The sequence below is a fragment of the Methylobacterium brachiatum genome (genome assembly GCF_900113845.1).
GTDB classification, from domain to species: domain Bacteria; phylum Pseudomonadota; class Alphaproteobacteria; order Rhizobiales; family Beijerinckiaceae; genus Methylobacterium; species Methylobacterium brachiatum.
Window position 1 is genome coordinate 146428 of sequence record NZ_FOQW01000007.1, and the last position, 25964, is coordinate 172391.

At 69.7% G+C, this 25964-nt stretch carries 27 protein-coding genes; 6 read left to right on the forward strand and 21 right to left on the reverse strand.

The features are described 5' to 3' along the window. Positions 1-20 precede the first annotated feature (20 nt). From BMZ47_RS10595 to BMZ47_RS10620, 7 genes are all read right to left on the reverse strand, one after another. Positions 21-869: a formate/nitrite transporter family protein gene (locus BMZ47_RS10595; RefSeq protein ID WP_007563794.1), complete on the reverse strand. Its 849-nt coding sequence runs from the start codon at positions 867-869 to the stop codon at positions 21-23. A gap of 144 nt (positions 870-1013) precedes the next feature. After that, complete coding sequence (locus BMZ47_RS10600) at positions 1014-1445, reverse strand: gamma-glutamylcyclotransferase family protein (protein ID WP_091861687.1); 432 nt, start codon at positions 1443-1445, stop codon at positions 1014-1016. 40 nt (positions 1446-1485) lie between these two features. Continuing rightward, positions 1486-1608: a hypothetical protein gene (locus tag BMZ47_RS29125; protein WP_268868313.1), complete on the reverse strand. Its 123-nt coding sequence runs from the start codon at positions 1606-1608 to the stop codon at positions 1486-1488. Beyond that, positions 1605-1835 (reverse strand): hypothetical protein, encoded by a 231-nt coding sequence (locus tag BMZ47_RS10605; protein ID WP_091861692.1) that lies wholly within the window; start codon positions 1833-1835, stop codon positions 1605-1607. Before BMZ47_RS10605 ends, BMZ47_RS29125 begins: the two co-directional genes overlap by 4 nt. An 18-nt stretch (positions 1836-1853) precedes the next feature. Then, positions 1854-3857, reverse strand: a complete 2004-nt coding sequence (locus BMZ47_RS10610) for an acetyl-CoA carboxylase biotin carboxylase subunit (RefSeq protein WP_091862077.1) — start codon at positions 3855-3857, stop codon at positions 1854-1856. A 100-nt stretch (positions 3858-3957) separates the two neighbouring features. Continuing rightward, the gene (locus BMZ47_RS10615; RefSeq protein WP_007563785.1) at positions 3958-4398 is read right to left on the reverse strand and encodes a hypothetical protein; all 441 of its coding nucleotides are present in this window, start codon (positions 4396-4398) and stop codon (positions 3958-3960) included. Positions 4399-4560: 162 nt separating this feature from the next. Next, positions 4561-5139: a L,D-transpeptidase gene (locus tag BMZ47_RS10620; protein WP_007563783.1), complete on the reverse strand. Its 579-nt coding sequence runs from the start codon at positions 5137-5139 to the stop codon at positions 4561-4563. Positions 5140-5322: 183 nt separating this feature from the next. Here BMZ47_RS10620 and BMZ47_RS10625 point away from each other — a divergent pair, with 183 nt between their 5' ends. Together BMZ47_RS10625 and BMZ47_RS10630 are read left to right on the forward strand one after the other, a co-directional pair. Further along, positions 5323-6252 (forward strand): histone deacetylase family protein, encoded by a 930-nt coding sequence (locus tag BMZ47_RS10625; protein WP_091861696.1) that lies wholly within the window; start codon positions 5323-5325, stop codon positions 6250-6252. Positions 6253-6323: 71 nt separating this feature from the next. Next, positions 6324-6740 (forward strand): LysE family translocator, encoded by a 417-nt coding sequence (locus BMZ47_RS10630; protein ID WP_244536788.1) that lies wholly within the window; start codon positions 6324-6326, stop codon positions 6738-6740. A gap of 4 nt (positions 6741-6744) precedes the next feature. Here the strand turns inward: BMZ47_RS10630 and ribB are convergent, their stop codons facing one another. The 5 genes from ribB to BMZ47_RS10655 all read right to left on the reverse strand — a co-directional run bounded on the left by ribB (position 6745) and on the right by BMZ47_RS10655 (position 12024). Then, a complete protein-coding gene (gene ribB / locus BMZ47_RS10635) occupies positions 6745-7821 on the reverse strand; it encodes a 3,4-dihydroxy-2-butanone-4-phosphate synthase (protein WP_007563776.1) in 1077 nt (358 codons plus the stop codon). 153 nt (positions 7822-7974) lie between these two features. After that, positions 7975-9072 (reverse strand): chorismate synthase, encoded by a 1098-nt coding sequence (gene aroC, locus BMZ47_RS10640; RefSeq protein ID WP_091861699.1) that lies wholly within the window; start codon positions 9070-9072, stop codon positions 7975-7977. A 56-nt stretch (positions 9073-9128) separates the two neighbouring features. After that, on the reverse strand, positions 9129-9722 hold the full coding sequence (locus tag BMZ47_RS10645; protein ID WP_091861702.1) for a DUF3578 domain-containing protein: 594 nt from the start codon (positions 9720-9722) through the stop codon (positions 9129-9131). 2 nt (positions 9723-9724) lie between these two features. Continuing rightward, positions 9725-10816, reverse strand: a complete 1092-nt coding sequence (locus BMZ47_RS10650) for a catalase family protein (protein ID WP_091861705.1) — start codon at positions 10814-10816, stop codon at positions 9725-9727. Positions 10817-10884: 68 nt separating this feature from the next. Beyond that, positions 10885-12024 (reverse strand): anhydro-N-acetylmuramic acid kinase, encoded by a 1140-nt coding sequence (locus BMZ47_RS10655; RefSeq protein WP_091861709.1) that lies wholly within the window; start codon positions 12022-12024, stop codon positions 10885-10887. 124 nt (positions 12025-12148) lie between these two features. On the opposite strand from BMZ47_RS10655, the gene tyrS reads away from it, so the two are divergent. Next, the gene (tyrS, locus tag BMZ47_RS10660) at positions 12149-13420 is read left to right on the forward strand and encodes a tyrosine--tRNA ligase (protein WP_007563764.1); all 1272 of its coding nucleotides are present in this window, start codon (positions 12149-12151) and stop codon (positions 13418-13420) included. 135 nt (positions 13421-13555) lie between these two features. Here tyrS and tatC read toward each other — a convergent pair whose 3' ends face one another. From tatC to argS, 6 genes are all read right to left on the reverse strand, one after another. After that, on the reverse strand, positions 13556-14356 hold the full coding sequence (tatC, locus tag BMZ47_RS10665; protein WP_007563762.1) for a twin-arginine translocase subunit TatC: 801 nt from the start codon (positions 14354-14356) through the stop codon (positions 13556-13558). Further along, positions 14353-14946: a Sec-independent protein translocase protein TatB gene (gene tatB / locus BMZ47_RS10670; RefSeq protein WP_091861712.1), complete on the reverse strand. Its 594-nt coding sequence runs from the start codon at positions 14944-14946 to the stop codon at positions 14353-14355. Before tatB ends, tatC begins: the two co-directional genes overlap by 4 nt. Before the next feature lie 88 nt (positions 14947-15034). Then, positions 15035-15304 carry a twin-arginine translocase TatA/TatE family subunit gene (locus BMZ47_RS10675; RefSeq protein WP_050733437.1) on the reverse strand — a complete coding sequence of 90 codons (270 nt, stop codon included), beginning with the start codon at positions 15302-15304 and terminating at the stop codon, positions 15035-15037. Between the two features lie 158 nt (positions 15305-15462). Next, positions 15463-16470, reverse strand: a complete 1008-nt coding sequence (gene nagZ, locus BMZ47_RS10680; RefSeq protein ID WP_091861715.1) for a beta-N-acetylhexosaminidase — start codon at positions 16468-16470, stop codon at positions 15463-15465. A gap of 208 nt (positions 16471-16678) precedes the next feature. Beyond that, positions 16679-18037, reverse strand: a complete 1359-nt coding sequence (locus BMZ47_RS10685; protein WP_091861718.1) for an SPOR domain-containing protein — start codon at positions 18035-18037, stop codon at positions 16679-16681. Between the two features lie 49 nt (positions 18038-18086). Beyond that, positions 18087-19838 carry an arginine--tRNA ligase gene (gene argS, locus BMZ47_RS10690; protein WP_091861721.1) on the reverse strand — a complete coding sequence of 584 codons (1752 nt, stop codon included), beginning with the start codon at positions 19836-19838 and terminating at the stop codon, positions 18087-18089. Between the two features lie 290 nt (positions 19839-20128). Between argS and BMZ47_RS10695 the strand changes: the two genes are divergently transcribed. Continuing rightward, on the forward strand, positions 20129-20551 hold the full coding sequence (locus tag BMZ47_RS10695) for a hypothetical protein (RefSeq protein ID WP_091862080.1): 423 nt from the start codon (positions 20129-20131) through the stop codon (positions 20549-20551). A gap of 24 nt (positions 20552-20575) precedes the next feature. Here the strand turns inward: BMZ47_RS10695 and BMZ47_RS10700 are convergent, their stop codons facing one another. Beyond that, positions 20576-21823: a deoxyguanosinetriphosphate triphosphohydrolase gene (locus BMZ47_RS10700; RefSeq protein ID WP_091861724.1), complete on the reverse strand. Its 1248-nt coding sequence runs from the start codon at positions 21821-21823 to the stop codon at positions 20576-20578. Between the two features lie 155 nt (positions 21824-21978). On the opposite strand from BMZ47_RS10700, the gene BMZ47_RS10705 reads away from it, so the two are divergent. Further along, positions 21979-22305: a HesB/IscA family protein gene (locus BMZ47_RS10705; RefSeq protein WP_007563746.1), complete on the forward strand. Its 327-nt coding sequence runs from the start codon at positions 21979-21981 to the stop codon at positions 22303-22305. A 155-nt stretch (positions 22306-22460) separates the two neighbouring features. Next, positions 22461-24428: an aq_1923 C-terminal domain gene (locus BMZ47_RS10710; RefSeq protein ID WP_091861728.1), complete on the forward strand. Its 1968-nt coding sequence runs from the start codon at positions 22461-22463 to the stop codon at positions 24426-24428. A 33-nt stretch (positions 24429-24461) separates the two neighbouring features. On the opposite strand, the gene BMZ47_RS10715 is transcribed toward BMZ47_RS10710, so the two are convergent. Together BMZ47_RS10715 and BMZ47_RS10720 are read right to left on the reverse strand one after the other, a co-directional pair. Then, positions 24462-25196: an ABC transporter ATP-binding protein gene (locus BMZ47_RS10715; protein ID WP_091861731.1), complete on the reverse strand. Its 735-nt coding sequence runs from the start codon at positions 25194-25196 to the stop codon at positions 24462-24464. After that, on the reverse strand, positions 25177-25914 hold the full coding sequence (locus BMZ47_RS10720) for an ABC transporter permease (protein ID WP_007563740.1): 738 nt from the start codon (positions 25912-25914) through the stop codon (positions 25177-25179). Before BMZ47_RS10720 ends, BMZ47_RS10715 begins: the two co-directional genes overlap by 20 nt. Positions 25915-25964 lie beyond the last annotated feature (50 nt).

Below are 25964 nucleotides of genomic sequence, written 5' to 3' on the forward strand. Positions count from 1 at the left end.
GAAGCACGGGCCGCTCAACCTCACTCGGCCGCCATCGGACGACGGACGCCGGCACCGATCGGGGCCGAGCGCGTCTCACCCGTGCGGACATGGGTCGAGTAGAGCATCAGCCCGGTGAAGGCGAGACCGCCGACGATGTTGCCGAGCAGCGTCGGGATCTCGTTCCACAGCAGGTAATCCATGACGGTCAGGTGACCGCCCATGAGGATCGCCGACGGGAACAGGAACATGTTCACGACCGAATGCTCGAAGGTCATGAAGAAGAACACCGTGATCGGCATCCACATCGCGATCACCTTGCCGGGGACCGAGGTGGACAGCATCGCGCCGATGACGCCGGTGGAGACCATCCAGTTGCACATCATGGCGCGCACGAAGAGGGTCAGCATGCCGGCCGCGCCGTACTTCTCGTAGCCGAGGGTGCGCGCCTCGCCGATACCGGCGATCGCCTTGCCGACGGCGTTCGGCTCGGTGGCGAAGCCGAAGGTGAAGACGATCGCCATCATCAGGGCGGTGGTGAGGGCACCGGCGAAGTTCCCGAAGAACACGAGCGTCCAGTTGCGCGCGATGCCGGCCACGGTGACGCCGGGGCGCTTGTCGATCAGGGCGAGCGGGGTGAGCACGCAGACGCCGGTGAAGAGGTCGTAGCCCAGCAGGTACAGCATCGAGAAGCCGACCGGGAACAGCAGCGCCCCGACGAGGGGTTGGCCGGTGGTCTGGTTGATGGTCACCGCGAAAGCCGCGGCGAGCGCCAGGATCGCGCCGGCCATGTAGGCCCGGATGAACGTATCTTTGGTGGCCATGAAGACCTTCGACTCGCCGGCATCGACGGCCTTCTTCACGAAATCGGCGGGCGCCAGATAGGACATGCGAACCTCTCCCTCGCACGCGGCCGCCGATCGCCGTTGACCGAATGGCACGCTGCGCAAACATCACAGCTGGCCGAGGCGCATCATGGTGTCGCCGCCCCGGTCGATCGCGAGCAAGCAGGTTGCGTACCAATTGCCGGATGGTCAGGCGGGCGGGCCGCGCATCCAGGTCCTGAGTTCGCGGATATAGGCGGGCGGCAGCTGCGCGGCATGTGCCGCCGCGACCACGGATTCGAGGTAGCCCGGACGCGGCCGGCCGGGCGCGGTGGAGCGGCCGAGATAGATCAGCGCGCGCTTGACCCCGCCGGCCGTCGTCACCGGCAATGTCGCCTTGGTGTAGAGGCCGCCGGCCACGCCTTCGTAGCGATCGAGGGCCGGAATATCGTCCCGCGCCAGCTCCCACAGGACACCGTGAACCGCCCGGCCGGGATCGCGCACCACCGAGGCATAGCCCTCGCGCATGATGATGAAGCGGTGCGCCGGCAGCCGCCCGCCGCCGATCAGCCGCGAGACCGGGCAACGCAGGGCCATCGCGGCGGCATCCATGTTCGCGCCGTAGGCGAAATAGAGGGGCATGCTCTCTGTGAACGCGTCTGGGATCCGCCCAGACGGATCACTACTCTCCGGGCGGATGATCGAGGCGGCGCGCCGAACGTTCATTCGCGCGCACGGCCGCATACGCCATGGCAAGCGTGATCGCCGGGATACCGAAAGTGATGAAAAGCCAATCGTAGTTCATGGCTTCAGGCTCCGCAGGCAACGCCTCGCACCGTAATGTAGTGCCGCGCCGGTACATAACCAAACCACCGTGAAGATCGCTCGGTCGAGTTGCAGGATCGGAGCGGTGGCGACCCCGAAGCTCGCCGCCGTCATCGGCGTCACGAAACCGATGACGACGTAAGCCACCGCGATGTTGTTCAGCGCGGTGGCCAGAAGCTTCGTCTGCTCGTTGTGGACCGCACTCACGACGGCCGTCGGCTACGATCAGGCGAATTCCAGGATCACCGCGTCCACCGCAAGGCTGTCGCCTTCCTTGGCGTGGATCTTCGCAACCGTCGCGTCACGCTCGGCGCGAAGCATGTTCTCCATCTTCATCGCCTCGACCACCGCGATGGGCTCGCCGTTCTTCACCTCCTGGCCCTCGGTGACCAAGATCTGCTTCACGAGACCCGGCATCGGGCAAAGCACCTGCTTGCCGGAGCCGGCCTGCTCCTTCACGGGCATCAGCGCGGCGAGCTCGGCCTCGCGGCGGGTGTAAACCCGAGCCTCGGCCGCCGCGCCGGCATGCTGCAGGAACACGCCGTTCAGCAGGCCGCGCACCTGGATGGCGACGCGTTCGGAGCCAATTGTGCCGATCCAGACCGGCTCGCCCGGGCGCCACGCGCTCGCCACCGACAGCGACGTGCCGTCGTCCCGGGTGACGATCAGGTCCTCGCCCTCCGGCTCGATGGTCACGGGGTAGGATTGGCCGGCCAGGATCACGACCCGGTCCCGCTCGAACGCGAACAGGCCGGGGGCGCGCATCTGGCCGGAGATCCCGCGCTTGCGCTGGTTGAGCTTGTGGTCGATCGCCGCAGCGGCGGCCATCATGCGGATCGCCACCGCACCCGCGGGCTCGGGCGCGACGAAGCCATTCGGGAATTCCTCGGCGATGAAGCCGGTGGAGAGATTGCCCTCCTGCCAGCGCGGATGGGCCATCAGCGCCGAGAGGAACGGGATGTTGTGGCGGATGCCGTCGATCGCGAAGGCGTCCAGGGCATCGCCCTGCGCGGCGATCGCCTCGGCGCGGGTCGGCGCCCAGGTCACCAGCTTGGCGATCATCGGATCGTAGTGGATCGCGATCTCGCCGCCCTCCTCCACGCCGGTATCGTTGCGCACGATCGCGGTGCCCTGCCGCCCCTCCTCCGGCGGTCGGTAGGTGGTCAGGCGGCCGATGGAGGGCAGGAAGTTGCGGGTCGGATCCTCGGCGTAGACGCGGCTCTCCACGGCCCAGCCGTCGAGCTTCACCTGCTCCTGCGTCAGCGGCAGCTTCTCGCCGGCCGCGACCCGTATCATCAGCTCGACGAGGTCGAGGCCGGTGATCATCTCGGTGACCGGATGCTCGACCTGGAGCCGGGTGTTCATCTCCAGGAAGTAGAAAGACTTGTCCTGGCCGGCGACGAACTCGACCGTGCCGGCGGAATCGTAGTTCACCGCCTTGGCGAGGGCGACGGCCTGCTCGCCCATCTTCCGGCGCGTCTCGGGATCGAGCAGCGGCGACGGCGCCTCCTCGATCACCTTCTGATTGCGGCGCTGGATCGAGCACTCGCGCTCGCCGAGGTAGATCACGTTGCCGTGCTTATCGCCGATCACCTGGATCTCGATATGCCGCGGGTCGGTGATGAATTTTTCCACGAACACCCGGTCGTCGCCGAAGGACGAGGAGGCCTCCGACTTGGCCCGGGCGAAGCCCTCCGCGACCTCGCCCGACGAATGGGCGATGCGCATGCCCTTGCCGCCGCCGCCCGCGGAGGCCTTGATCATCACAGGGTAGCCGATCCCGTCGGCGATCTCGACGGCGTGCTCGGGGCTCTCGATCACGCCGAGGAAGCCCGGGACGGTGGAGACGTTGGCGGCCGCGGCCGCCTTCTTGGATTCGATCTTGTCGCCCATGGCGGCGATGGCGCCGGGATTGGGCCCGATGAACACGATGCCGGCGGCTTCGAGCGCCTTCGGGAAGGCCTCGCGCTCGGACAGGAAGCCGTAGCCGGGATGGACCGCCTGGGCGCCGGTCTGCCGGCAGGCCTCGACGATCTTCTCGATGACCAGATAGGACTGCGCGGCGGCGGCGGGGCCGATATGGACCGCCTCGTCGGCCATGGCGACGTGCACCGCGTCGCGGTCGGCATCCGAATAGACCGCGACCGTCCTGATGCCCATCTTCCGGGCGGTCTTGATGACCCGGCAGGCGATTTCGCCCCGGTTGGCGATCAGGATCTTATCGAACATCGCTGGCGCATCGCTCTCGAGATCGCCGGATTGCACACCGGCTTGACTGTCCCGATAGATCAGATGTGCCGCGGACGGAAGCTGCGCCTTGGTCGTAGTCTCAGGCGGCAAGGGCGAAGGTGACGCGCGGAGCCTGGGTCGCCTCGCGGGTCCAGCGGTTGGCGTCGAGGGCGAAGGCCATCAGGGCCTCGGCGCTGCCCTGCGCCTCGCGGACGATCTCCATAGCGATCCGGGCGCCGACCGGGGTCGGGCCGTCGCGGCCGCTGAGCGAGCTGGCGAGCCAGGCGGCGACGTCGCGGTCGATATAGCCGGTCGGGCGCAGGCCCCACACGGCGAAGTCGACCACCGACGCGACCAGGAAGTCGGCGAAAGCGTCGGAGCCGATCACCGCGCGCTCCAGGGCGATCAGCATGTCCGCCTCGTCGCGGCTCATGATCCCCTCCGGCAGCACCTCGCGCTTGAGGACCAGGAGGTCCTCGTCGCTGATCGCGCCAGTCGAAACGGCATGGTTGCAGAACTGTTGAACGGAGATCATGGTCATGGCTGCCTGCTCCTCCGACCTTTGCTGCGGTCGGTGCTTGTCCCGGTGTGATTTGAACTTACGGGACGGCTCCCCTGCCGGAAGTTAACGGCAAGATCTGAACGGAAGTTCAGGTAAACACGGACCGAGCAAGCACGCTTATTGGGACGTTGATCAGTTGCGTTACCGGACGATGACCGTGGCCCCGACGGGCACACGGTCGAACAGGTCCACCACGTCGATGTTGCGCATGCGGATGCACCCGGAGGAGACCGCCTGGCCGATCTTCTCCGGCTCGTTGGTGCCGTGGATCCGGTAGAGCGTGTCCCGGCCGTGATCGGCCAGGTAGAGGGCCCGGGCGCCGAGCGGATTCATCGGGCCGCCCTGCATGGCGTGGACGTGGGGCCAACGCTTGATCATCTCGGCCGGCGGGTTCCAGGCCGGCCATTCGGCCTTCCGGTCGATCGTGGCTGTGCCCGTCCAGCCAAAGGCCTCATCGCCCACGGAAACGCCGTACCGGATCGCCTTGCCGTCCGGCAGAACGAGGTAGAGCTGGCGCTCCTTGGTCTCGACCACGATCGTGCCCGGGGGCTGCCCGGTCGGATCGCTCACCTGGTATCGGGCGAAGTGCGGATCGAACTCGGCCTCGGGCACGAGCGCCATGAACGCGGCATCGCGGGCCGAGACCTTCGGGTCGGGGACGGCCTTGAAGGTGCAGCCCGCGAGCCATGCGGCGCAGGCGATGACGGGGATGATGCGCATGCGCCGGTCCTCGGACGTCTTCCGCGCGCCCGGACATGCGACCCGTTCGGGACTCGCCCCGTGGAAGATTTGAGCAACTATAACGAGGCCTGGCACCCCGCCGTAGTCCGCGTGTTCCGCCCGTGGCACATTGCCGGCTCCTGTTGCAGGTCCGCGACAGGACCGCACCCGGGAGCGATCGTCGTGACCACCCTCTACGTGAGCCATCCGGCGAGTTTCGACCACGAGGTGCCGGAGGGCCATCCGGAGCGCCCGGCGCGGATGCGGGCCATCGAGCGTGCCCTGGAAGACGAGCGCTTCGCCGGCCTGGTGCGGGTGGCCGCGCCGCGGGCGGAGATCGAGGTCGCGACCCTGACCCATCCCCGCGAATACGTCGATGCACTGGTCGCCGCCGTGCCGGAGCATGGGATGGTCGGGATCGACGCCGACACGATCCTGTCCGCGGGCAGCCTGGAAGCGACGCTGCGGGCGATCGGGGGCGCCAACCACGCCCTCGACGCGGTCATGGCGGGCGAATGCCGCAACGCCTTCGTGGCGATGCGCCCGCCCGGCCACCATGCCGAACGGACCCGGTCCATGGGCTTCTGCCTGTTCAATCACGCCGCGATCGCCGCCCGCTACGCCCAGCAGAAACACGGTGCCGAGCGCGTCGCTTTGGTCGATTGGGACGTCCACCACGGCAACGGCAGCCAGGACATCTTCTGGGACGATGCCAGCGTGCTCTACGCCTCGACACACCAGATGCCGCTGTTTCCGGGCAGCGGCGCCGCCTCGGAGCGCGGCGAGAAGGACACGATCGTCAACGTGCCGCTGCGGCCCAACGACGACGGCGAGGTGTTCCGGGAGGCGTTCGAGGCCGGCATCCTGGCGCGGCTGGAAGCCTTCCGGCCCGACGTGATCGTGATCTCGGCGGGTTTCGATGCCCACCGCCTCGATCCGCTGGCGAACCTCCGTCTGGAAGCGGAGGATTTCGGCTGGGCGACCCGCAAGCTCATGGATCTGGCCGAGCGTTGCGCCGGCGGCCGGATCGTGTCGGTGCTGGAGGGCGGCTACAGCCTGGAGGGGCTGGCGAAATCCGTATCCGCCCATGTGGACGCGCTGATGGGACGGTGAGCGAGGCGATCGGTTTCGGCTTGCGGGCACCGCGACGCCCGGCATGATCGGCCGGGCTGATCGCGGAGACGTTGGGCGAGGTCTTCGTCGTCGTCCGGCTCTGCGCCGGCCTGTATCTCGCCTACCTGGCGGTGCGCCTCTGGCGCGCGGCCGGACAGACGGACCGGATCGAGGGCGGCCCCGCGGACCGCCCCCTATCGAGCTTCATCGCGGGGATCACCATCACCCTGGCCAACCCCAAGACGATCGTCTTCTACCTCGCCATCTTGCCCACGATCGTCGACCTGCGGACGGTCACGGCGGGCGATTTCGGTATCCTGGTCGGACTGACGGCGCTGGTGCTCGCGGGGGTGATGACGCCCTACGCCGCCCTGGCGGCGCGGGCCCGGGAGTCCTTGCGGAAACCCGTGTTCCGCGCCCGGCTGAACCGGAGCGCCGCCGCCATCATGGCCGGCGCGGCGATCTGGACCGTCGTGCGCCGCGCCTGACGGGTCAGCCCTCCAAGGGCACGTCGCCCAGAAGCTCGATGCCGAAGCCGGAGAGGCCGACATAGGAGCGGGCCGAGGTCGCGAGGTTGCGGATCGAGACGACGCCGAGGTCGCGCAGGATCTGGGCGCCCAGGCCGACCTCGCGCCACTGGCGGGCGCGCAGCGCCTCCGTCCCCTCCTCCAGGGCGCTCTTCAGCGGAACGCCCGCGGTCCCGTCCCGGAGATACACCAGCACCCCGCGGCCCTCGGATGCGAAGCGCTTGAGAACGGCGTCGATCTGCTTGCCGCCGCCGATCACGTCGGCCGCGACGTTGGAGCGATGGAGGCGCACCAGCACGTCCCGGCCATCGCCGATCTCGCCCATCACGAAGGCGAATTGCTGGATCGCCTCGAACGGGGTCGAGAAGGCGTAGGCCGTGACATCCCCGTGGCTGGACTGGACGGTGAAGTGCCCGACCCGCTCGACCAGCCGGTCCCGGGCCTGCCGATAGGCAATCAGATCGGCCACCGAGACGCGCTTCAGCCCGTGCTTCTCGGAGAACGCCTCGATCTGCGGCCCCTTCATCACGGTGCCGTCGTCGTTGGCGAGCTCGCAGATCACGCCGACCGGCGGCAGCTCGGCGAGCTTGCACAGATCGACCGCGGCCTCGGTATGGCCTGAGCGCATCAGCACGCCGCCATTGCGGGCGATCAGCGGGAAGACGTGGCCGGGGCGGACGAAATCGCCCGCGCCCATATTGCCGTTGGCGAGCGCCCGCACGGTGTTGCAGCGCTGCTCCGCGGAGATGCCGGTGGTCAGCCCGTGCTTGACGTCGACCGTGACCGTGAAGGCGGTGCCGAGCGGCGCGTCGTTCGAGGCCACCATCGGGTCGAGATGCAGCCGCCGCGCCTCGTCCTGGGTGATCGGCGCGCAGACGATGCCGCAGGTGTTGCGGATGATGAACGCCATCTTCTCCGGCGTGCAGAGCGACGCCGCGACGACGAGGTCGCCCTCGTTCTCACGATCGTCGTCGTCGGTGACGACCACGATCTCGCCGCGGGCGAAGGCCGAGATGGCCTCTGTGACGGTGCAATGGGGCACGGATCGCTCTCTCGTCTCGCATCCCCCACCCCGCGGGGGAGGAAGGGGGCGGCTCGCTCAGCGCCGGACGGAGAATGGTCCGGTATGAGCGAGCCTGTGAAAATCTCTGGTCCCGGAGTTGGGCCGACCGCGATCGGCTCCCGCTCCTGCGGGTCAGGCCACGCCCACCTGCCCGCGATGGCGTAGATAGTGATCGGCCAGCACGCAGGCCATCATGGCTTCCGCCACCGGCACGGCACGGATGCCGACGCAAGGATCGTGGCGGCCCTTGGTGATCAGGTCGACCTCGGCACCGTCGCGGGTGACCGAACGGCGCGGGGTCAGGATCGACGAGGTCGGCTTCACGGCGAAGCGCACCACCACCGGCTCGCCGTTGGAGATGCCGCCGAGGATGCCGCCGGCATGGTTCGCCAGGAAGCGCGGGCGCCCGTCATTGCCGGCCCGCATCTCGTCGGCATTGTCCTCGCCGCGCAGGGTCGCGGCCGCGAACCCGTCACCGATCTCCACGCCCTTGACGGCATTGATCGACATCATCGCGGCGGCGAGATCCGCATCGAGCTTGCCGTAGATCGGAGCACCGAGACCCGGCGGCACGCCCTCGGCCACCACCTCGATGACGGCGCCGACGGAGGAGCCGTCCTTGCGGATCTCATCGAGATAACGCTCGTAGAGCGTGGCGGCCTCCGGATCGGGGCAGAAGAACGGGTTGTTGCCGGTCTCGGCCCAGTCCCAGCGGGCCCGGTCGATGGCGTGCGGTCCCATCTGGACGAGCGCGGCACGAATGGTGACGCCCGGAATGACCTTGCGCGCCACCGCGCCGGCGGCGACTCGCGCCGCGGTCTCCCGGGCGGAGGACCGGCCGCCGCCGCGATAATCGCGGATCACATACTTGGCGTCGTAGGTGTAATCGGCGTGGCCCGGCCGATAGCTGTCGCGGATCTCGGAGTAATCCTTCGAGCGCTGGTCGGTGTTCTCGATCATCAGCGCGATCGGGGTGCCGGTGGTGAACTGGCGGCCGCCGGTGCGGTCGTCGGAAAACACCCCCGACAGGATCTTCACCTGATCCGGCTCGCGCCGCTGGGTTGTGAAGCGCGACTGGCCCGGCTTGCGCCGGTCGAGTTCCGCCTGAATCTCCTCGGCCTCCAGCGGCAGCCCGGGCGGACAGCCATCGACCACGCAGCCGAGCGCGACCCCGTGGCTCTCGCCGAAGGTCGTGACGCGGAAGAGATGGCCGAACGTGTTGTGAGACATGACCCGGCCCGTCTAGCGCGGGAGCGCCGGAGGCACAAACGGCTGTTATGCACCCTTCACAATGCCAGCCCACCCCGCGCCGTCAGCGCCCGGTAAGCCGCCACCCCGACGGAAAGGTCGGCGCGCAGGCGGCGCTCATCGCCGAGAGCATCCAGATCGTAGGTCAGGCCAAGGATATGCGCCGCCTCGTAGCCCTCCGGCAGTTCGCCTGCGCTCCCGAGAGTGATGGACCTGTTCGGGAGGCGCCCTGCGAAATCGGACAGACGCGACCGCAACGCATCCCCGCTGCTGCGCAGATAAGCTTCGGCGCGCGGCCCGTGGGCGCGCATCGCCGCGACCGTTCCCTGGGCCAGCGACAGATGGACGACCTCGCGATCGGCCGGAAACAGGTAGACGAGGTAATAGCCGCGGGTCGCGCTCGTGGTGACCGCGGGGTCGAACACGGCAAGCCAGGGCACCGCCGCCCAATGGCTGCCGCGGCCGGGGCTGCCCTTCACCAGGAACGAGCCCTCCACGGATTCCAGGGCAGCGCGCAGCTCATCCGGCGCGCCGCGCCGGATCACCGCCCCCAGGGGATGCCTGGCCGGCGGGTCGAGCCGGGCGAGCGGGTATTCCTCGACGATCCGGCGCAGGGCGTGGCCGAGGCTCACCCTTAGGCCGGAACCTGCTCGATGGCGGTCGGCTCCGTCTCGGGCGTCTGGTTGCGGCCGTGACGGAAGCTGGACAGCGCCTGGTAGGTCTTGAGCCGCGCCCGCATCAGCGAGCCGAGCGGGCGGTGCGCCGCCAGGCTATGGGCGGGCCGGAAGGACAGGACGTCGTCGGCGTAGCGGGTCCGGGCCTCGGACTGGGAATTCTGCGCCGGCAGGACGAGGCGCGCGACGGTGCGATAGGGGCTCGCCGCCTCGTCCCAGCGCTTCGACGCATCCTCGACCGGCATGTCGTCGAGATTGGTGCAGAGCTGCACGCGAATCTCGAAAATCGCCGCGTCGCCGGTGAAGTACGCGGCCACCGCGTGCCGGAACGCGTCGGGATCCTCGCCGGGATGCAGATCCTCGCCGGCCAGCGCGACCTGTTTCGCGCCGGTCGGAAAGGCGGCGATCTTGGCGATGTGGTCGCCGTAGCGGAGCGCAGCCTGCGAATAATACGGCTCGGCCAGCGGGTGCAGCGGTTCGTGGCCGAAGAAGTCGAGGAGCGGCGAGCTCTCGCCGGTCACGGCCTTGACGATCGTATCGGCCGCGCGTGCCGTCCGGGAGACGGCGGCCTTGAGCGCCTCGGGCGCCTTCGTGCCGGCCTCCAGCTGCTTCATGCTGCCCAGGAAGCCCTTGGCGTCCGGGTTCGGAAAGACCGGCCCGGTGGCGAGCACGAAATCCTGGGTCTCCGCGCCGTGGCCCTGCAGCTTCTCGCCCGCGACGCCCAAAACCTTGATCGCCATGCCGCGGTGGGTGGAGACGCTGTCCTTCAGGCGTTCACCCGGCCCCTGCGCGAAGCGCACGATCACCGGATAGGTCCCACCCCTGGCGAACAGGCCCTGCTTCAGCTCGCGCGGGAGGTCGTCCGGCACCTGAAGCTCGCCCGTCACCACGCCGCTGATTTTCGCGTGCGACGCGCGCACCGCGTGGCCGTAGCGCTTGGCCGTGGTCTCGCTCTCGCGGGTCATCGACGCGATGATCGCGTCGATCGTCTCGGCTTCATCCGGGGCCGGCGTCTCGACGCCGTCGTGGTAGCGCAGGTAGGTCTCGGCCAAGGTATCAATTCCGATCGCGATCCGAACGGAGCCAACCGGCAAGCCGTCCGCCGGTTGCCAACCGGGGATCAGGCATTCGGTCGCGCCAGCACGCCGCCGGTCATCGGCTCGCGCACCCCCGTGGTGGACGGGAACGTGATCGGCAGGCCCCGGAGCGAGCGCACCGCGAGATACGCGAAGGCCTGCGCCTCCAGATAGGCCGAGGACCAGCCGATGGCGTCAGCGGTCGTGATCTCGGACCGCAGATGGTAGTTCAGCAGCCGCACCAGCTCGCCGTTGCGCGCGCCGCCGCCGGCCACGATCCAGCGGGTCGGGATCTCAGGGGCGTGGTCCAGGGCCCGGGCGACGGCGCGGGCCGTGAAGGCCGTCAGCGTGGCGGCACCGTCCTCCGTCGAGAGCTGGCCGGCGAGCTTGTGCGAGAACCAGTTCCGGTCGAGGGATTTCGGCGGCCGGCGGAAGAAGAACGGATGCGTCAGCAGCCAGGCGAGCAGCGGCTCGTCCGGGCGGCCGCGGGCGGCGGTACGCCCGCCATCGTCGAGGTTCTTGCCCTCGCGCTCCTGCATCCACTCGTCGATGAGCGCGTTGCCGGGGCCCGTATCGAACGCGATCACGCCGCCCTTCGAGTCGATCAGCGTGGCGTTGGCGACGCCGCCGATATTCAGGATGCCGAACGGGCCGTCGAAGCCCGAGGCCTCGGCCAGGGCCTTGTGGAACACAGGCACCAGCGGCGCGCCCTGGCCCCCGGTCTCGATATCGGCCCGCCGCAGATCCGAGACCACCGGGATGCCGAGCCGGGTGGCCAAGGCCTGCCCGTCGCCGATCTGGATCGAGATGCGCTGATCCGGCCGATGGATCACGGTCTGCCCGTGGAAACCGATCACGTCGATGGCGTCGGCGCTCAGGCCGTTCTCGGCGAGGAAGCGCTCCACCGCCTCGGCATGGGCCTGGGTGACGAATGCTTCGGCCTCGGGCAAGCGCCCGGGGCGGTCGCCCGGATGGAGCACTGACTCGGCATCCTTCGTGGCGACCCGCAGAAGCACCTTCTCCTCGTCCGAATAGCCGCGATAGCCGGTCGGCCCGAGCGGCTCGAGGAAATTGTTCTGGCCCTTGACCACGTGGACCCGTTCGCCGTCGGTCTCGATCAGCGCGATGTCGACGCCGTCCAGCGAGGTGCCGCTCATCAGCCCGATCGCGCGCATCATCGCCATTCCGCCTGACCCCGTGCCTTTCGGCCAACGCCCTGCTAAGAGCGCGCCGTATCCTGAACCCCAGCGCGAGCTAGCACGCAGAGCCTCGGCCTGTCGCGCCGGCTCGCGATCCGAGACCGCAGCCATGACCGCCGAGAGCTTCGCGCCGAAATCCGACTTCCTGCGGATCCTGACCGAGCGCGGCTACATCCACCAGACCTCGGACCTCGCCGGGATCGACGCCGCGGCCTCCGAAGGGCGGCTGACGACCTATGTCGGCTACGATTGCACCGCGCCTTCGCTCCATGTCGGGCACCTGCTCTCGATCATGATGCTGCACTGGCTGCAGGCGACCGGGGGCAAGCCGATCGCCCTGATGGGCGGCGGCACCACGCGGGTCGGCGACCCGTCCGGCCGCGACGAGACCCGCAAGATCCTCACGGTCGAGCAGATCGACGCCAACAAGGCCGAGATCCGCAAGACCTTCGACCGGTTCCTGCGCTTCGGCGAAGGCGCCGGCGATGCCGTGATGGTCGACAACGCCGAGTGGCTGACCAAGCTCAACTACATCGAGATGCTGCGCGACATCGGCCGCCATTTCTCGGTCAACCGCATGCTGTCGATGGACAGCGTGCGCCTGCGCCTGGAGCGCGACCAGGAACTCTCGTTCCTGGAATTCAACTACATGATCCTGCAATCCTACGACTACGTCGAGCTGAACCGCCGCTACGGCTGCATCCTGCAGATGGGCGGCTCGGACCAGTGGGGCAACATCGTCAACGGCATCGATCTGGGCCGGCGCATGGGCACGCCCCAGCTCTACGCCCTGACCTGCCCGCTGCTGACCACGTCCTCCGGCGCCAAGATGGGCAAGACCGCGGCCGGCGCCGTCTGGCTCAACCCGGACATGCTCAAGCCGTACGATTACTGGCAGTTTTGGCGGAACACCGAGGATGCGGACGTGGCCCGCTTCCTCAAGCTGTTCACGCTCCTGCCGATGGACGAGATCGCGCGGCTCGCGGCGCTCGCCGGCTCCGAGATCAACGCGGCCAAGATGGTGCTCGCCACCGAGGCCACGGCCCTGATGCATGGACGCGAGGTGGCCGAGGCCGCCGCCGAGACCGCGCGGAAGACCTTCGTGGAAGGGACGCTCGCCGCCGACCTGCCGACCGTCACCGTTCCCGCCGCGACACTTGAAGCCGGGCTCGGCGTGCTCACCGCATTCGGCCCCGAGATCGCCAAGCTCGTGCCCTCGACCAGCGAGGCACGCCGCCAGATCAAGGGCGGCGGTCTCCGGGTCAACGATGCGGCCGTGACGGACGAGAAGGCGATGCTCACGCCCGCGGACCTGACCCAGGACGGGGTGATCAAGCTGTCCTTCGGCAAGAAGCGGCACGTGCTGCTGCGGACGGCGTAGCGCCCGACCGGGTTCCCAAAGGGCCTCCGGCCCTTCGGCGGGGTTCGGGGCGCGGAGCCCCGATTTGCCAGGGCTCCGCCCTGGACCCGCAAAAGGTCCGAGACCTTTTGAAACCCGACCTCGTCGGTCCGATCCTTACGGATCCAACCCTTCCGCCGCCCGTCGGGCCGCGCGCAGCTTCTCCACGCGCGCCACGGAGAAGACCGAGGCCTCGTAGAGGATCAGCATCGGCAGGGCGAGCGAGAGCTGGGAGATGACATCCGGCGGCGTCAGCACGGCGGCCACGACGAAGACCAGCACGATCGCGTAGCGCCGCTTCTCGCGCAGGAAGGCCGCGTCGATGATGCCGATCTGGCCGAGAAGGGTCAGGATCACCGGCAGCTGGAACGCGATGCCGAAAGCGAAGATCAGCGTCATGATCAGCGAGAGGTACTCGTCGACCTTGGGCAGCAGCTTGATGGTCGGCTCGCCGGCCACGCCGACCTGCTGCAGCGACACCGAGAACTTGATCAGCAGCGGCATCGCCAGGAAGAACACCACCAGGGCGCCCAGCACGAAGAAGATCGGCGTCGCGACCAGGTAGGGCAGGAAGGCCTTGCGCTCGTTGCGGTAGAGGCCCGGCGCCACGAAGGCATAGATCTGCGTGGCGATCACCGGAAAGGCCAGGAACGCGGCGCCGAAGACGCTGAGCTTGATGTTGGTGAAGACCTGCTCGAGGAAATGCGTCGCGATCAGCTCGGCATTCTGCGCGCCCACGATCGAGACGTAGGGATAGACCAGGATGTTGTAGATATCGCGCGAGAAGAAGAAGCAGCAGAAGAACATCGCCACGAAGGCAATCAGCGACTTGATCAGCCGCGACCGCAATTCGATCAGATGTTCGAGCAGCGGCGCCCGGGACGCTTCGATCTCGGCCTCGTCGGCGTCGCTGATCATCGGGCTGTGGCGCCGTTCTTCGGGTCCATGGGGGTGTCGTGCGCGGTCTTGGGCTCCGGCGGCGGCCCGTAGGGATCGTCGACCGAGCCGGGGATTGGGAGCGGCGCGTCGGGCGGGGCGGCGTGCTCGAGCGGATCGGCATACGCCGCGTGATCGGTGGCGACGGAGGACGGCTCGGGGCCCGTCGGCGCAGTCGCATCCTGCTCGGCCTTGAGCTGCGCCGTAGCGTCGGCCAGCGAGCGCGTATCCGCGGCGGGCTTCTCGGGGCCCAGCGGCTCGGTGCCCTGCCGCGCGGCGACCCGGCCCTCGACCGCACCCTTCAGCTCGTCCCGGATCGTCTGGACCGGGTTGAAGCCGGAGCCCGCGGACCGGACGGTGTTGCGGATGCCGTCGACCTCTTTGCGGACCTCGTCGAGCTCGGCCTCGCGGATCGCCTCGTTGAACTGCATCTGAAACTCGCCGGCCATCCGGCGCAGCTTCGTGGTGATCTGCCCGACGGTGCGCAGCGCCTTCGGGAGATCCTTCGGCCCGATGACGATGAGGGCGACGCCGCCGATCAGCATCACCTCGCCCCAACTCATGTCCAGCATGTCGTCGACGGTCCTGCTGCCCTGGGAGCCGGACCTGAGTCCGAACCCCCGTCAGGCTCTACACCACAGCGCGCGCCCTGACAGGCTCTCAGACCGGCTTGCGCTCGCCGCCCGGCAGATGGCTCGCCGGGACCGCGGTGCCGGGGCTCGTCTCGGCGGTGTGCGGGATGGTGCGGACCGGCTCGCTCGGCGCGACCGGCTGGCTCGCCGGCGGCGTCTCGTCCTCGGCCATGCCCTTCTTGAACGCCTTGATGCCCTTGGCGACGTCGCCCATCAGGTCCGAGACCTTGCCGCGGCCGAACAGCAGCATGACGATGACGGCAACGATGACCCAGTGCCAGATACTCATGCTGCCCATGGCAACCTCCTGCGTGCGTCCACCTGCCTGCGCCCACCTGTGGGAGCGTGACGCTACGACCGGTTGAAGATTTCCGGGCGAACCTAGGGATCGCACCGCCCGAACACAAGCAGAGGCGGCTTCAGGGACGGTGGATGCCCGCGGTGGAAGGCCGCGGGTCAGGCCGCACTGGCCATCGCCGCCGCGAACCGGGCCCGAGCCTCGGGCAGATCCAACGCGTCGCCCGCCCTGTCGAGGCGTGCGAGCGCGGCGGCGGCCCGCCGGGCAGCCTCACCGGTCAGGAACGGCGCGGCTTCGGCGACGGCCCGCATCTCGTCCATGGCGCCGTTGCAATGAAGCCCGACATCGACGCCCGCCGCGAAGGCGGCCTGTGTCCGGTCGCGGAACGTGCCGGTGAGCGCGTGCATCGACAGGTCGTCGGTCATCAGCAGCCCGTCGAAGCCGATGGCGCCGCGGATCACATCGCGGATGACGCGCGCCGACTGGGTGGCCGGACGATCGGGGTCGATGGCCGTGAAGACCACGTGGGCGCTCATCGCCATCGGCAGGTCGGCGAGCATCTGGAACGGCCGGAAATCCTGCGCTGCGAGCGCTTCGAGCGTCGCCTCGACGACCGGCAGCCCGTGATGGCTGTCGCAGGCGGCGCGGCCGTGGCCGGGGACGTGCTTCATCACCGGCAGAACGCCGCCGGCCATCAGGCCCTCGGCCACGGCGCGGCCGATCTCGGCCACCGAATCGGGATTCGAACCGTAGGCCCGGTCGCCGATGATGTCGTGCGATCCCGGTGCCGGCACGTCGAGCACGGGCGCGCAATCGACGTTGATGCCGACCTCCGCGAGATCGTGCGCCATCAGCCGGGCGCCGAGCCGGGCGATCGCGGTGGCGCTGCCGTTCAGACGCCCGTAGCGCCCGCCCGCCGGATAGGACGGCCAGTGCGGCGGCCCCATGCGCTGGACCCGGCCGCCCTCCTGATCGATCAGGATCGGCGCCGTATCCGAGCCCAGGCAGTCCCGCAGCGCGGCCGTCAGGGCGCGCACCTCGTCGGGCGTGCCGATGTTGCGCTTGAACAGGATGAAGCCCCACGGCCGCACGTCGCGGAAGAAGGCGGCCTCCTCGGCGGAGAGCGTCTTGCCGGCGCAGCCGAGGATCAGGGCACGGGCGGTCATGCGGGCTTCTCGATGGCCGCGCGGGTGCGGCGGAGGAAACGGCGACTCGATGCCGGCAGAGTCGGGCGGGAACAGGGAGCCGGCAAGGCGAAACCGCGTGCCCGCCCCGTTCGGCGTGTCGACGGGGGCCGGGTGTTGCGGGGCGGACTCGCGTTCAAGGCGGATCCGGCCTCCCCCTGCTTCAGGACGAGACCGGATGATCGATGGCTCAGTTCTTCGCCACGAAGCACTGACCGCCCTCGCCCTGCAGGGCGCTGCACAGGCTGGCCGCCTCGTTCTTGGCCAGCGGCCCGACGCGGACGCGGTAGATCGTCTTGCCGTTGACCTCGGCCTGGCGGATCAGCTCGGGCTTGCCGGCGAGCTGGCTGTACTTCGCCTGCATCTGCTTGAGGGCGGCCTTCGCCTCGGCGGCGCTGCCGCGCACCCCGAGCTGGACCGAGAAACCGCCGACCGAGCCGGTCTTGACGGTGTCGTCGACGGCCTCCGGCGCGTCCGCGGCCGGGGCGGCCAGGGAGGCGACCCGCTGGGCGGCCTTCGGCGGCGGCTTCACGGCGACGGGCTTCGGCGGGGCGGCTTCGGCCGGGGTGGGCGGCGGCGGCGCCTGGACCGGCTCCGGCGTGGGCGCCGGCAGGGACGCGGCCGCCTGACGGCCGGGCTTCGGCTTCGCCTGCTGCGGCGGCTCGTCGGTGGGCAGGACCATGGTCGGGATCGGGGCCGGCGCGCCCTCGGCCTGCGCCTCGCGCTGGACCGGTGCGGGCGGGGCTTCCGGCTTCACCGCCACGGTGCGGACCCGGCGCGGTTCGCCGAACGCCTCGAACGGGCCGTTGCCCGGCGTCGTGCCGCTCTGCGCGCCGCCGGCCGGGCCGGTGCCCTGCGCCGCGCGGGCCGCCTCGGCCACGTCGATCGGCTGCTCCTCGCGGTTCACGATCTTGATCTGGCCTTCCTTGGCCTTGCCCTTGGTGTCGTAGATCTGCCGGTTCTGGTCCGGGATCTCGACGCCGTCGGCGACCTTCGGGGCGACCTTCAGGGGCGTGGAATCGGCCTGGACGACGGGGACGCCGCCGCCGCTGCTCGACCCGTGAAGACCCTTGTAGGTGAGCGCGCCGGTCACGGCGACGGCGACGATCGCGATGCCGGCGCCGACCGAGGCCAGGCGGCGGCGCGGGTTCACCCGGCGCAGCGAGCGATCATCGGCGTAGTCCGGGCCGGCGCCTTCCTGGGTGCCGGCGGCCTCCGCGCCGTAGGGCACCGGCTCCTCGTGCGTGTCGCGCTCCACCGAGGCGAGATATTGGTCGAAGGCGTCGGCGGGCGTGGATTTCGGCGGCTCGGGCGCGAAGCTCGGCTCGACCCGATGGTCCCAGCTGGGCTCCGGCTGCGCGGTGGCCGCGCCGCGCATCTCGTCACGCGCCGCCAGCAGCGCCCGGAAGGGGTCATCCTGACCGACGATCCGCGCGAGCTCGGCCAGGGGGTCGGGCTTGCTGCCGCCCTGCGTGCCGCGACCCTGCTCGTGACGCAGATCGCGCGCGAGGGCGTCCAAATCGACCTGAGCGCGCGAAGCGTTCGTCATGGCAGCATCCTCACATCAGGGCCGGTCACCGGCCCGATGCATATCGAGCCTATCGCATCTCGTCCGGCGCGGTCACACCGAGAACCGCGAGGCCGGCCGCGAGGGTACTCCGAAGAGCCTCGACGAGCGCCAGCCGCGCCCAGGACGACTTTCGGTCGGTTGCATTAACAAACCGTAATTGCGGCAAGTCTTTGCCCTTGTTCCAGAAACTATGAAGTGCCGAGGCCAGTTCATAGAGGTGGAACGCGATTCGGTGCGGCTCGTGCGCCAGCGCCGCGGATTCGAGGACCCGCGGGTATTGGGCGATCAGGCGCATCATCTCGATCTCGCCCGGATCGGTCAGGACGTCGAACGCCGCCTCGCGCAGCAGGGCTTCGGCGGAAAGGTCCGCGTCCGGGAAGGCCTCGCGCGCCTGCCGCTGTACCGAGCGGACCCGGGCATGGGCGTACTGGACGTAGAAGACCGGGTTGTCCTTCGACTGCTCGACCACCTTGGCGAGGTCGAAATCGAGCGTCGCGTCGTTCTTCCGGTAGAGCATCATGAACCGGATCGCGTCGCGGCCGACCTCGTCGATCACGTCGCGCAGGGTCACGAACTCGCCGGCCCGCTTGGACATCTTCACGGGCTCGCCCGCGCGCAACAGCCGCACCAGCTGGCAGAGCTTCACGTCGAGCGTCGCCTTGCCGTCGCTGACCGCCTTCACGGCCGCCTGCATCCGCTTGACGTAGCCGCCGTGGTCGGCGCCGAGCACGTCGATCAGCTCGGTGGCACCCGCGAGGTACTTCGCTCGGTGATAGGCGATGTCCGAGGCGAAGTAGGTGTAGGAGCCGTCCGACTTGAGAAGCGGCCGGTCGGTGTCGTCGCCGAAATCCTTGGTGCGGAACAGCGTCTGCTCGCGGTCCTCCCAATCCTCGGGCAACTGGCCCTTGGGCGGCGGCAGGCGGCCTTCGTAGACGAGCCCCCGCTCGCGCAGCTCCTGAAGCAGCGCCTTGACGGCGCCGCTCTGCAGGAGCGTCCGCTCCGAGAAGAACACGTCGTGGCGGATGCCGATCGCCGCGAGATCGGCCCGGATCATGTCCATCATCATGCCGAGCGCAACTTCGCGCACCACCGGCAGCCAATCGGCCTCCGACTGGTCGAGGAGCGCCCGGCCATGGGTCTCGGCGAGCTTGGTGCCCACGGGCTTGAGGTAGTCGCCCGGATAGAGCCCCTCGGCGATGGCGAATGGCTCGCCCAGAGCCTCGCGATAGCGCTGGTAGGCGGAGCGGGCCAGCACGTCGACCTGGGCGCCCGCGTCGTTGATGTAATATTCGCGCGTCACCTGGCGGCCGGCCGCCACCAGGAGGTTGCACAGGGCATCGCCGAACACGGCGCCGCGGCCATGGCCGACATGCATCGGCCCGGTCGGATTGGCCGAAACGTACTCGACGTTGATCGGACCGCCCTGCAGCCGGGCGCGGCCGAAGGTCTCCGGGTCCGAGAGCGCGCTGCGGACCACATCGTGGAAGATTTCGGGCGCGAGGCGCAGGTTGATGAAGCCCGGGCCGGCAACGCTCGCCTCCAGGATGCGGGGATCCGTGCGCAGCTCCGCCGCCAGCGCCTCGCCCAGGGCCTTCGGGTTGGCGCGCGCCTCCTTGGCGAGGACCAGAGCGGCATTGGTGGCGAGATCGCCATGGGTGGTGTCGCGCGGCGGCTCGACGACGACGCGTCCGAGGTCGAGGCCCTCCGGCAGCTGGCCGGCGCGGGTCAGCGCCTCCACGGCCTCGCGCACACGCGCCTCGAACAGGGCGAAGATGTTCATCGGTCTCGATCTCGCTCGCGCGGGTTTGCTTCCGCCCGGCCGTCTCGGCCTGCGCCCGCTCGAAGCCGTCTAGCAAGGGGGCGGGAGGGTGTCACGGCGGCGGCGATTCCCGGCGGCACCGCGCCGCAAGCCGCCGTTAACCGCGCCGCCGAAACGACCTGGCATTCGGGCAGGCGAGCGCAGTTTATCCCCATGCGACGACTACCGATGCGCCGCTACGCATCTTGTCTTGGCCCGCGTGTATCTATGTGATCGACCGGATCGCAAAATTCTCGAGTCCGGAGATCTTGATGAAGACCTTGATGATGGTGGGCGCGGCTCTCGGCGCGCTGGTCCTGACGGTGCCGGGCGCCGAGGCCCGCGGCTTCCGGGGCGGCGGGTATCACGGCGGGTATGGCGGCCATTACGGCGGCTTCGCCGGGCGGGGCGTCTACGGCCGCGGCTACGGCTACGGCTACGGTCGCGGCTACGGCTATCGCGGCGGCTACGGGCGCGGCCTGGGCTACGGCCTGGCCGGCGCGGGTATCGGCCTCGGCCTCGGGCTCGCGGCCGGCAGCCTGTACGGCGGTTACGGCTATGGCGGCGGCTACGGCTACGGCTACCCCGCGGCCTACGGCGGCTACGATTACGCCTTTCCGGCCGCCTATGGCGGGTATGGCGGGTACAGCTCGGGCGGCTGTTACGGCAGCTTCACCTGCGGCTGCGGCTGCTGATCGCGGACCGCCCCTTTCCGGCTCTCACGGGTCGGTGAGGGGCAGGCCCCGGCTCGGCAATTCCCAGTACAGGTCGGGGGTCGTCGCGTATAGCTTGCGATGCGCCAGCACCGCGTAGGTGTCGGTCATGCCGGCGATGTAGTCAGCGACCCGCCGGGCGATCCGGCTCTCCGTCGCATCGGCGAGTCCGGCGCTCCATTCGTCCGGCATCCGGGACGGTGCCGCGGTGAAGGCCGTGAACAAGTCGTTGACGATGGCGTCGGCCTTCTTGCGCACGGCCACGACGCCCGGGTGCCGGTACATCCGCGCCCAGAGGAAGCGCATGATCTCGGCATCCGCCTCCGCGATCGGTCGCGAGAACACGATGACCGGCTCGGCGGCGTTCCGGATATCCGCGACGCTGCGCGGCGCGAGCGCGGCGATCCGGCGGCCGCCCTCGCGGATCACGTCCTCCACGAACCGAGTGATCACCCGACGGGCCAGCTCGTGGATCACCCGGGACGGTTCGAGGCCCGGATGCAGCCGGTCGATCTCGTCGAGCAGATCGGCCAGGAACGGGACCGCACGCAGCTCCGGAATCTCGAACAGGCCGGCCCGCAGGCCGTCATCGAGGTCGTGCGCCGCGTAGGCGATGTCGTCGGCCAAAGAGGCGGCCTGAGCCTCGGGACCCGCCTGGCTCCACAGGTCGAGCGGGTTCAGGGCATCGTATTCGAGGATCGCGGCCGGGATGCCGCGCTCGGCATAGCGCGGGGTCGGCTGCCCGTCCCGGTCGAGCAGGGGGCCGTTGTGCTTGACCAGCCCCTCCAGGGTCTCCCAGGCGAGGTTCAAGCCGTCGAACCCGGCGTAGCGCCGCTCCAGGCGGGTCACGATGCGCAGAGCCTGCGCGTTGTGGTCGAACCCGCCATGGGCCGCCATGCAGGAATCCAACGCCTCTTCGCCGGTATGGCCGAAGCAGGTGTGGCCGAGGTCGTGGCTCAGCGCCAAGGCCTCCGCCAGATCCTCGTCGAGCCCCAGCGCGCGGGCGAGCGCCCGGGCGATCTGGCTGACCTCCAGGGTGTGGGTCAGCCGGGTTCGGTAATGGTCACCCTCGTGATGCACGAAGACCTGGGTCTTGTGCTTCAGGCGGCGGAACGCCGTCGAATGGATGATCCGGTCCCGGTCGCGCTGGAAATCGCTGCGCGTCGGCGACGATGCCTCGACGATCAGCCGACCGCGCGTGCGCGCCGGATCCGTGGCGTAGGCCGCCCGCCAGCGCTCACCGTTCGGCCGCACGGCGTCCGCTCTCAATCTCGCGCAGCCTGATCATGACCCCTCCCCGCCCGGCGCGTTGCGGCGCGGGCCTCGAGCCCATATCTTGTGGGCCGAGGCGGGCTCGGCAACGGCCGGGCGGCGCCATCCACCGGACACTTGCGTGGCCAGAGCTAACGATGGCTGAGATCACCCTGACCCCCCGCGCCGCCAAGCGCATCAACGAGATCATGGGCGCGGAGCCCCCGGGCTCGTCGCTGCGCATCAGCGTGAACGGCGGCGGCTGCTCCGGATTCTCCTACGCCTTCGACATCACGCGGTCCCGGGAAGCCCAGGACGTGGCGATCGAGCGCGACGGCGCCACCGTGATCGTTGATCCGGTCTCGCTGGAATACATGTCCGGCTCGACCATCGACTTCGTGAACGACCTGATCGGCCAGTCCTTCAAGATCGAGAACCCGCTGGCGACCGCCTCCTGCGGCTGCGGCACGTCGTTCTCGCTCTGACCCGGGCGCGACGGCCCGCCGCCTCGGCGCGGCCGTTGCCCGTGTACGACACTGGAGCCGGCTCACGGCTCGTGCAGCCCATGCGCGATTGCCTCGACCGGTAAAACGCGGCACCCATGCGGCTAGCCAGCCTGAGCCGTGATCCGGACCCTCCCATGATCCATCCGAAGGTCCGATCCCGCCTGCGATCGGCTTTGGCCGCGAGCTGCGCCATCCTGTGCCTCGCCGGCGCGGCGGCGCCCGCGCCGCTGGCGGCCCAGGAAGGCGCTGCGGCGGTTCAGGACGTCACGATCACGGATGTCATGCTGCCGCTCGGCGGCACGCTGCTGCGGGCGCCGAAGCTGACGGCCAGCGGCACGCGCCTGTCCAAGGATGAGCTCGCGGCGATCCTGAAGTCGGATTCCTCCGAGCCCTGGGAGGCCCGGCTGGCCCGGCTCGATGCCGGGAGCCTGACCATCCCGGTTCTGAGTTCCGAGCACGCCGGCCCCGGCGACGACCGCCAGACCGTGACCTACCGGGACGTGGTCGCCCGCGACGTGAAAGCCGGCCGCGTCGGCGAGCTTACCGCCGCCGGCGCGACGGTCAGCGCCGTCACCGGCCCGAACCGCGGCTACGGCACCTATGGCCGGGTCCGGGCGACCGATCTCGACCTGGCGGCGCTCAACCGGCTCTACACCGTCCCGGGCGATGGCAAGGGACCGGTGCAGAAGGTCTACGGCACGATCCAGGTCTCGGACGTGACCTATTCCGACGCGCGCGGCACGACCGTGAAGATCGCGCACCTGAACGGGCGCGACCTCGGCGGCCGGCAGATCCCGGACGGCTGGAACGGCGCGTTCGAGATCGTGGCCGCAGGCTTCCAGGGGCCCAACGACCGGCGGACCTTCGCGGCCTCCGCCGCCGACCTCATCGAGGCGACGGCCCTGGGCAGCCTCGACATGCAGGGTCTGAGCGTCAGCAACACCGACCCGCAGGGCCCGGTACTGTTCGAGATCGAGCGCGCCACCTATGCCGCCGGGTCGGAATTCGGCACGGTCCTGGAGAACATGACCGTGTCGCGCGGCAGCCTGCGCGCGCATCTCGGACGTCTGGCCCTCTCGAACGTCTCGCTCGCACCGACGGTCGAGGCCCTGCGCAAGGCCGCCGCCGGATCCGAGAGCCGGCCCGGATTCAGCGACGCCGAGATGCGTAGCCTGACGCCGGCGCTGGGCGGGATGACGCTCACCGACCTGAGCATTGACCTGCCGCTGGACCCAGAGCCGCCCAAGGCGGCCCCGCAGGATCCGCGGCCGGCGACCCGTGGCCCCGCGCCGGGCAGGCCGGGCTCGGCCAAGCCCACGGAGGGCAAGATCGTGGAGGGCAAGGTCGCGGAAGCGAAGCCCGCGGAAGCCAAGGCGCCCGACGCGAAGCCCGGCGACCCGCTCGCGGTCACCATCACGCCGCCGCCCACCCGTCGCATCGCCCTGCGCGAGGCGGCCCTGTCCTTCGGCCCGCCGCAGGACGGCGTCCCGACCGCGAGCCGGCTGACCCTCACGGGCCTGAGCCTGCCGGCCGACCTGGTTGCCGGCGCCCCGATCATCGGTGCGCTGCCGGCCTACGGGTATCGCGAGCTCGACCTCGATGTCGTGGCCGACGCGGCGCTCGACGGGAAGGCCCGCGACCTGTCGCTGCGCGACGTCACCGTCACCGGCCGCGAGATCGGGACCGTCCGGCTGACCGGCACCCTGGGCGGCATCGGGCCCGAATTGTTCAACGGGACCCTGCCCGCCGCCACGATGCTGATGTTCTCCGGCAGCGCCAAGAGCCTCGACCTCACGATCGAGAATGCCGGGCTGTTCGAGCGTTTCCTGACGGCGCAATCCAAGGATTTGAGCCTCAAGCCCGACGAATTGCGCAAGGAATACGTCACCGCCAGCCTGCTCGGCGTCCCGGTGATCCTGGGCAACACCGCGGCCGCCAAGGGCATCGGCGCCGCGATGGGACAGTTCGTGATGAAGCCGGGCAAGCTCGTGCTCCACGCGAAGTCGAAGGAGCCGGCCGGCATCGGCTTCATCGATATCGGTGCGGCCCGCTCGCCGGCGGCCTTGCTCGACCGCCTCGACGTCGAGGCCAAGGCGAACTGAGCCCGGCCTAACCCTCTCGCGCGGCGGCGCCGTCTATTCCGCGATGATGCCGGGATGACGGGCGGCCAGGGCGGCCCGCGTCGCCTCGGCCCAGGCGCGGTCGCGCCGCCCGCGGGGACGGTCGAGCGGCACATCGGCCATCAGGGTGGCCGGTCGCTTGGACACCAGCAGCAGCCGGTCGGCGATGCCGATCGCCTCGGCGACGTTGTGGGTCACCATCAGGACGCTCATGCCGGCGGACTCGACCGTGTCGACCACCAGGCCGCGCAGCTCGGCGGCGGCATTGTCGTCCAGGGAGACGAAGGGCTCGTCGAGCACCAGCACCCGCGGCGCATCGGCGAGCGCGCGGGCGAGCGCCACCCGCCGCTGCATCCCGAGCGACAGCGCCTTCGGGTAGCTGCCGCGCCAGGGCGTGAGGCCGAGCTGGGCGAACAGGCCGTCGAGATCGCGTCCGCGCCGCGCCCGCGGCAGACCCAGCCGGACATTGTGCTCAACGCTGCGCCAGGGCAGCAGCCGCGGCTCCTGGAACACCATGCCGGCCTGATCGGCCCCGGAAACGCAGCCCTCGAAATCCGTGTCGAGGCCGAGCAGGATCCGCAGGGTCGTGGTCTTGCCGGCACCGGACGGGCCGATCAGGCAGACGATCTCGCCGGCGCCGACGCCGAAGCTGAGATCGCGGACCGCCTCCACCGGCTCGGCGCCCTTGGACCGATACCGCTTGGCGGCGATCGCGACCTGGAGAACGGGTTCAGCGCCAGCGGCGGACATGGGCTTCGAGCCGCTGCAGGAGGAGGACGTCGATGCCGATCATCACGGTCATGAACACGAGGCTGTAGCCGATGATGGCGGCGACATCGGTGCTCTGGACGAAGTAGTAGTTGATCGCGAATCCGACGCCGTCGGGACGGCCGAGCAGCTCGACCACCAGCACGATCTTCCAGGCGAGCGACAGGCCCGAGCGGGCCGCCGTGACCACGTAGGGCTGGAGCTGCGGCACCAGCACGTCCATCGCCCAGGTGCGCCGGTCGAACCGATAGGCGCGGGCCATCTCGTCGAGGCCCGGATCGAGGTTGCGCGCGCCCTCGCGCACGATCACCGCGACGTTCGGCAGCTTGTTGAGCACCACCGCCAGGATGGCGGCCGTCTCGGTCAGCCCGACCCAGACATAGGCCAGCACGGTGATCACCAGGGCCGGGGTGTTGAGCAGGACGAGGAGCGGCGTGTCGAGGGTCAGGTCGGCGGCCTTCGAGCGCCCGAGGGCGACGCCCAGCAGGATCCCCAGCACCATCGCCACCGCGAAGGAGATCGCCACCCGCAGCAGGGTGACCCCGACATTGTGCGCGAGGTCGCCGCGCTCGGCCTCCTCAAGGATGAAGCGCAGCACCGCCATCGGGGCCGGCAACAGCCGCGAGCCGGCCTCCAGCGCAGCGAACTGCCAGGCGGCGACAAGCACGGCGAGCGACGCGATGCGGGTCAGCGCGCCCATGCGGTCCCGGCGATCGCCATCCCGGATGCGGGGACCAGCCAGACGGGCCG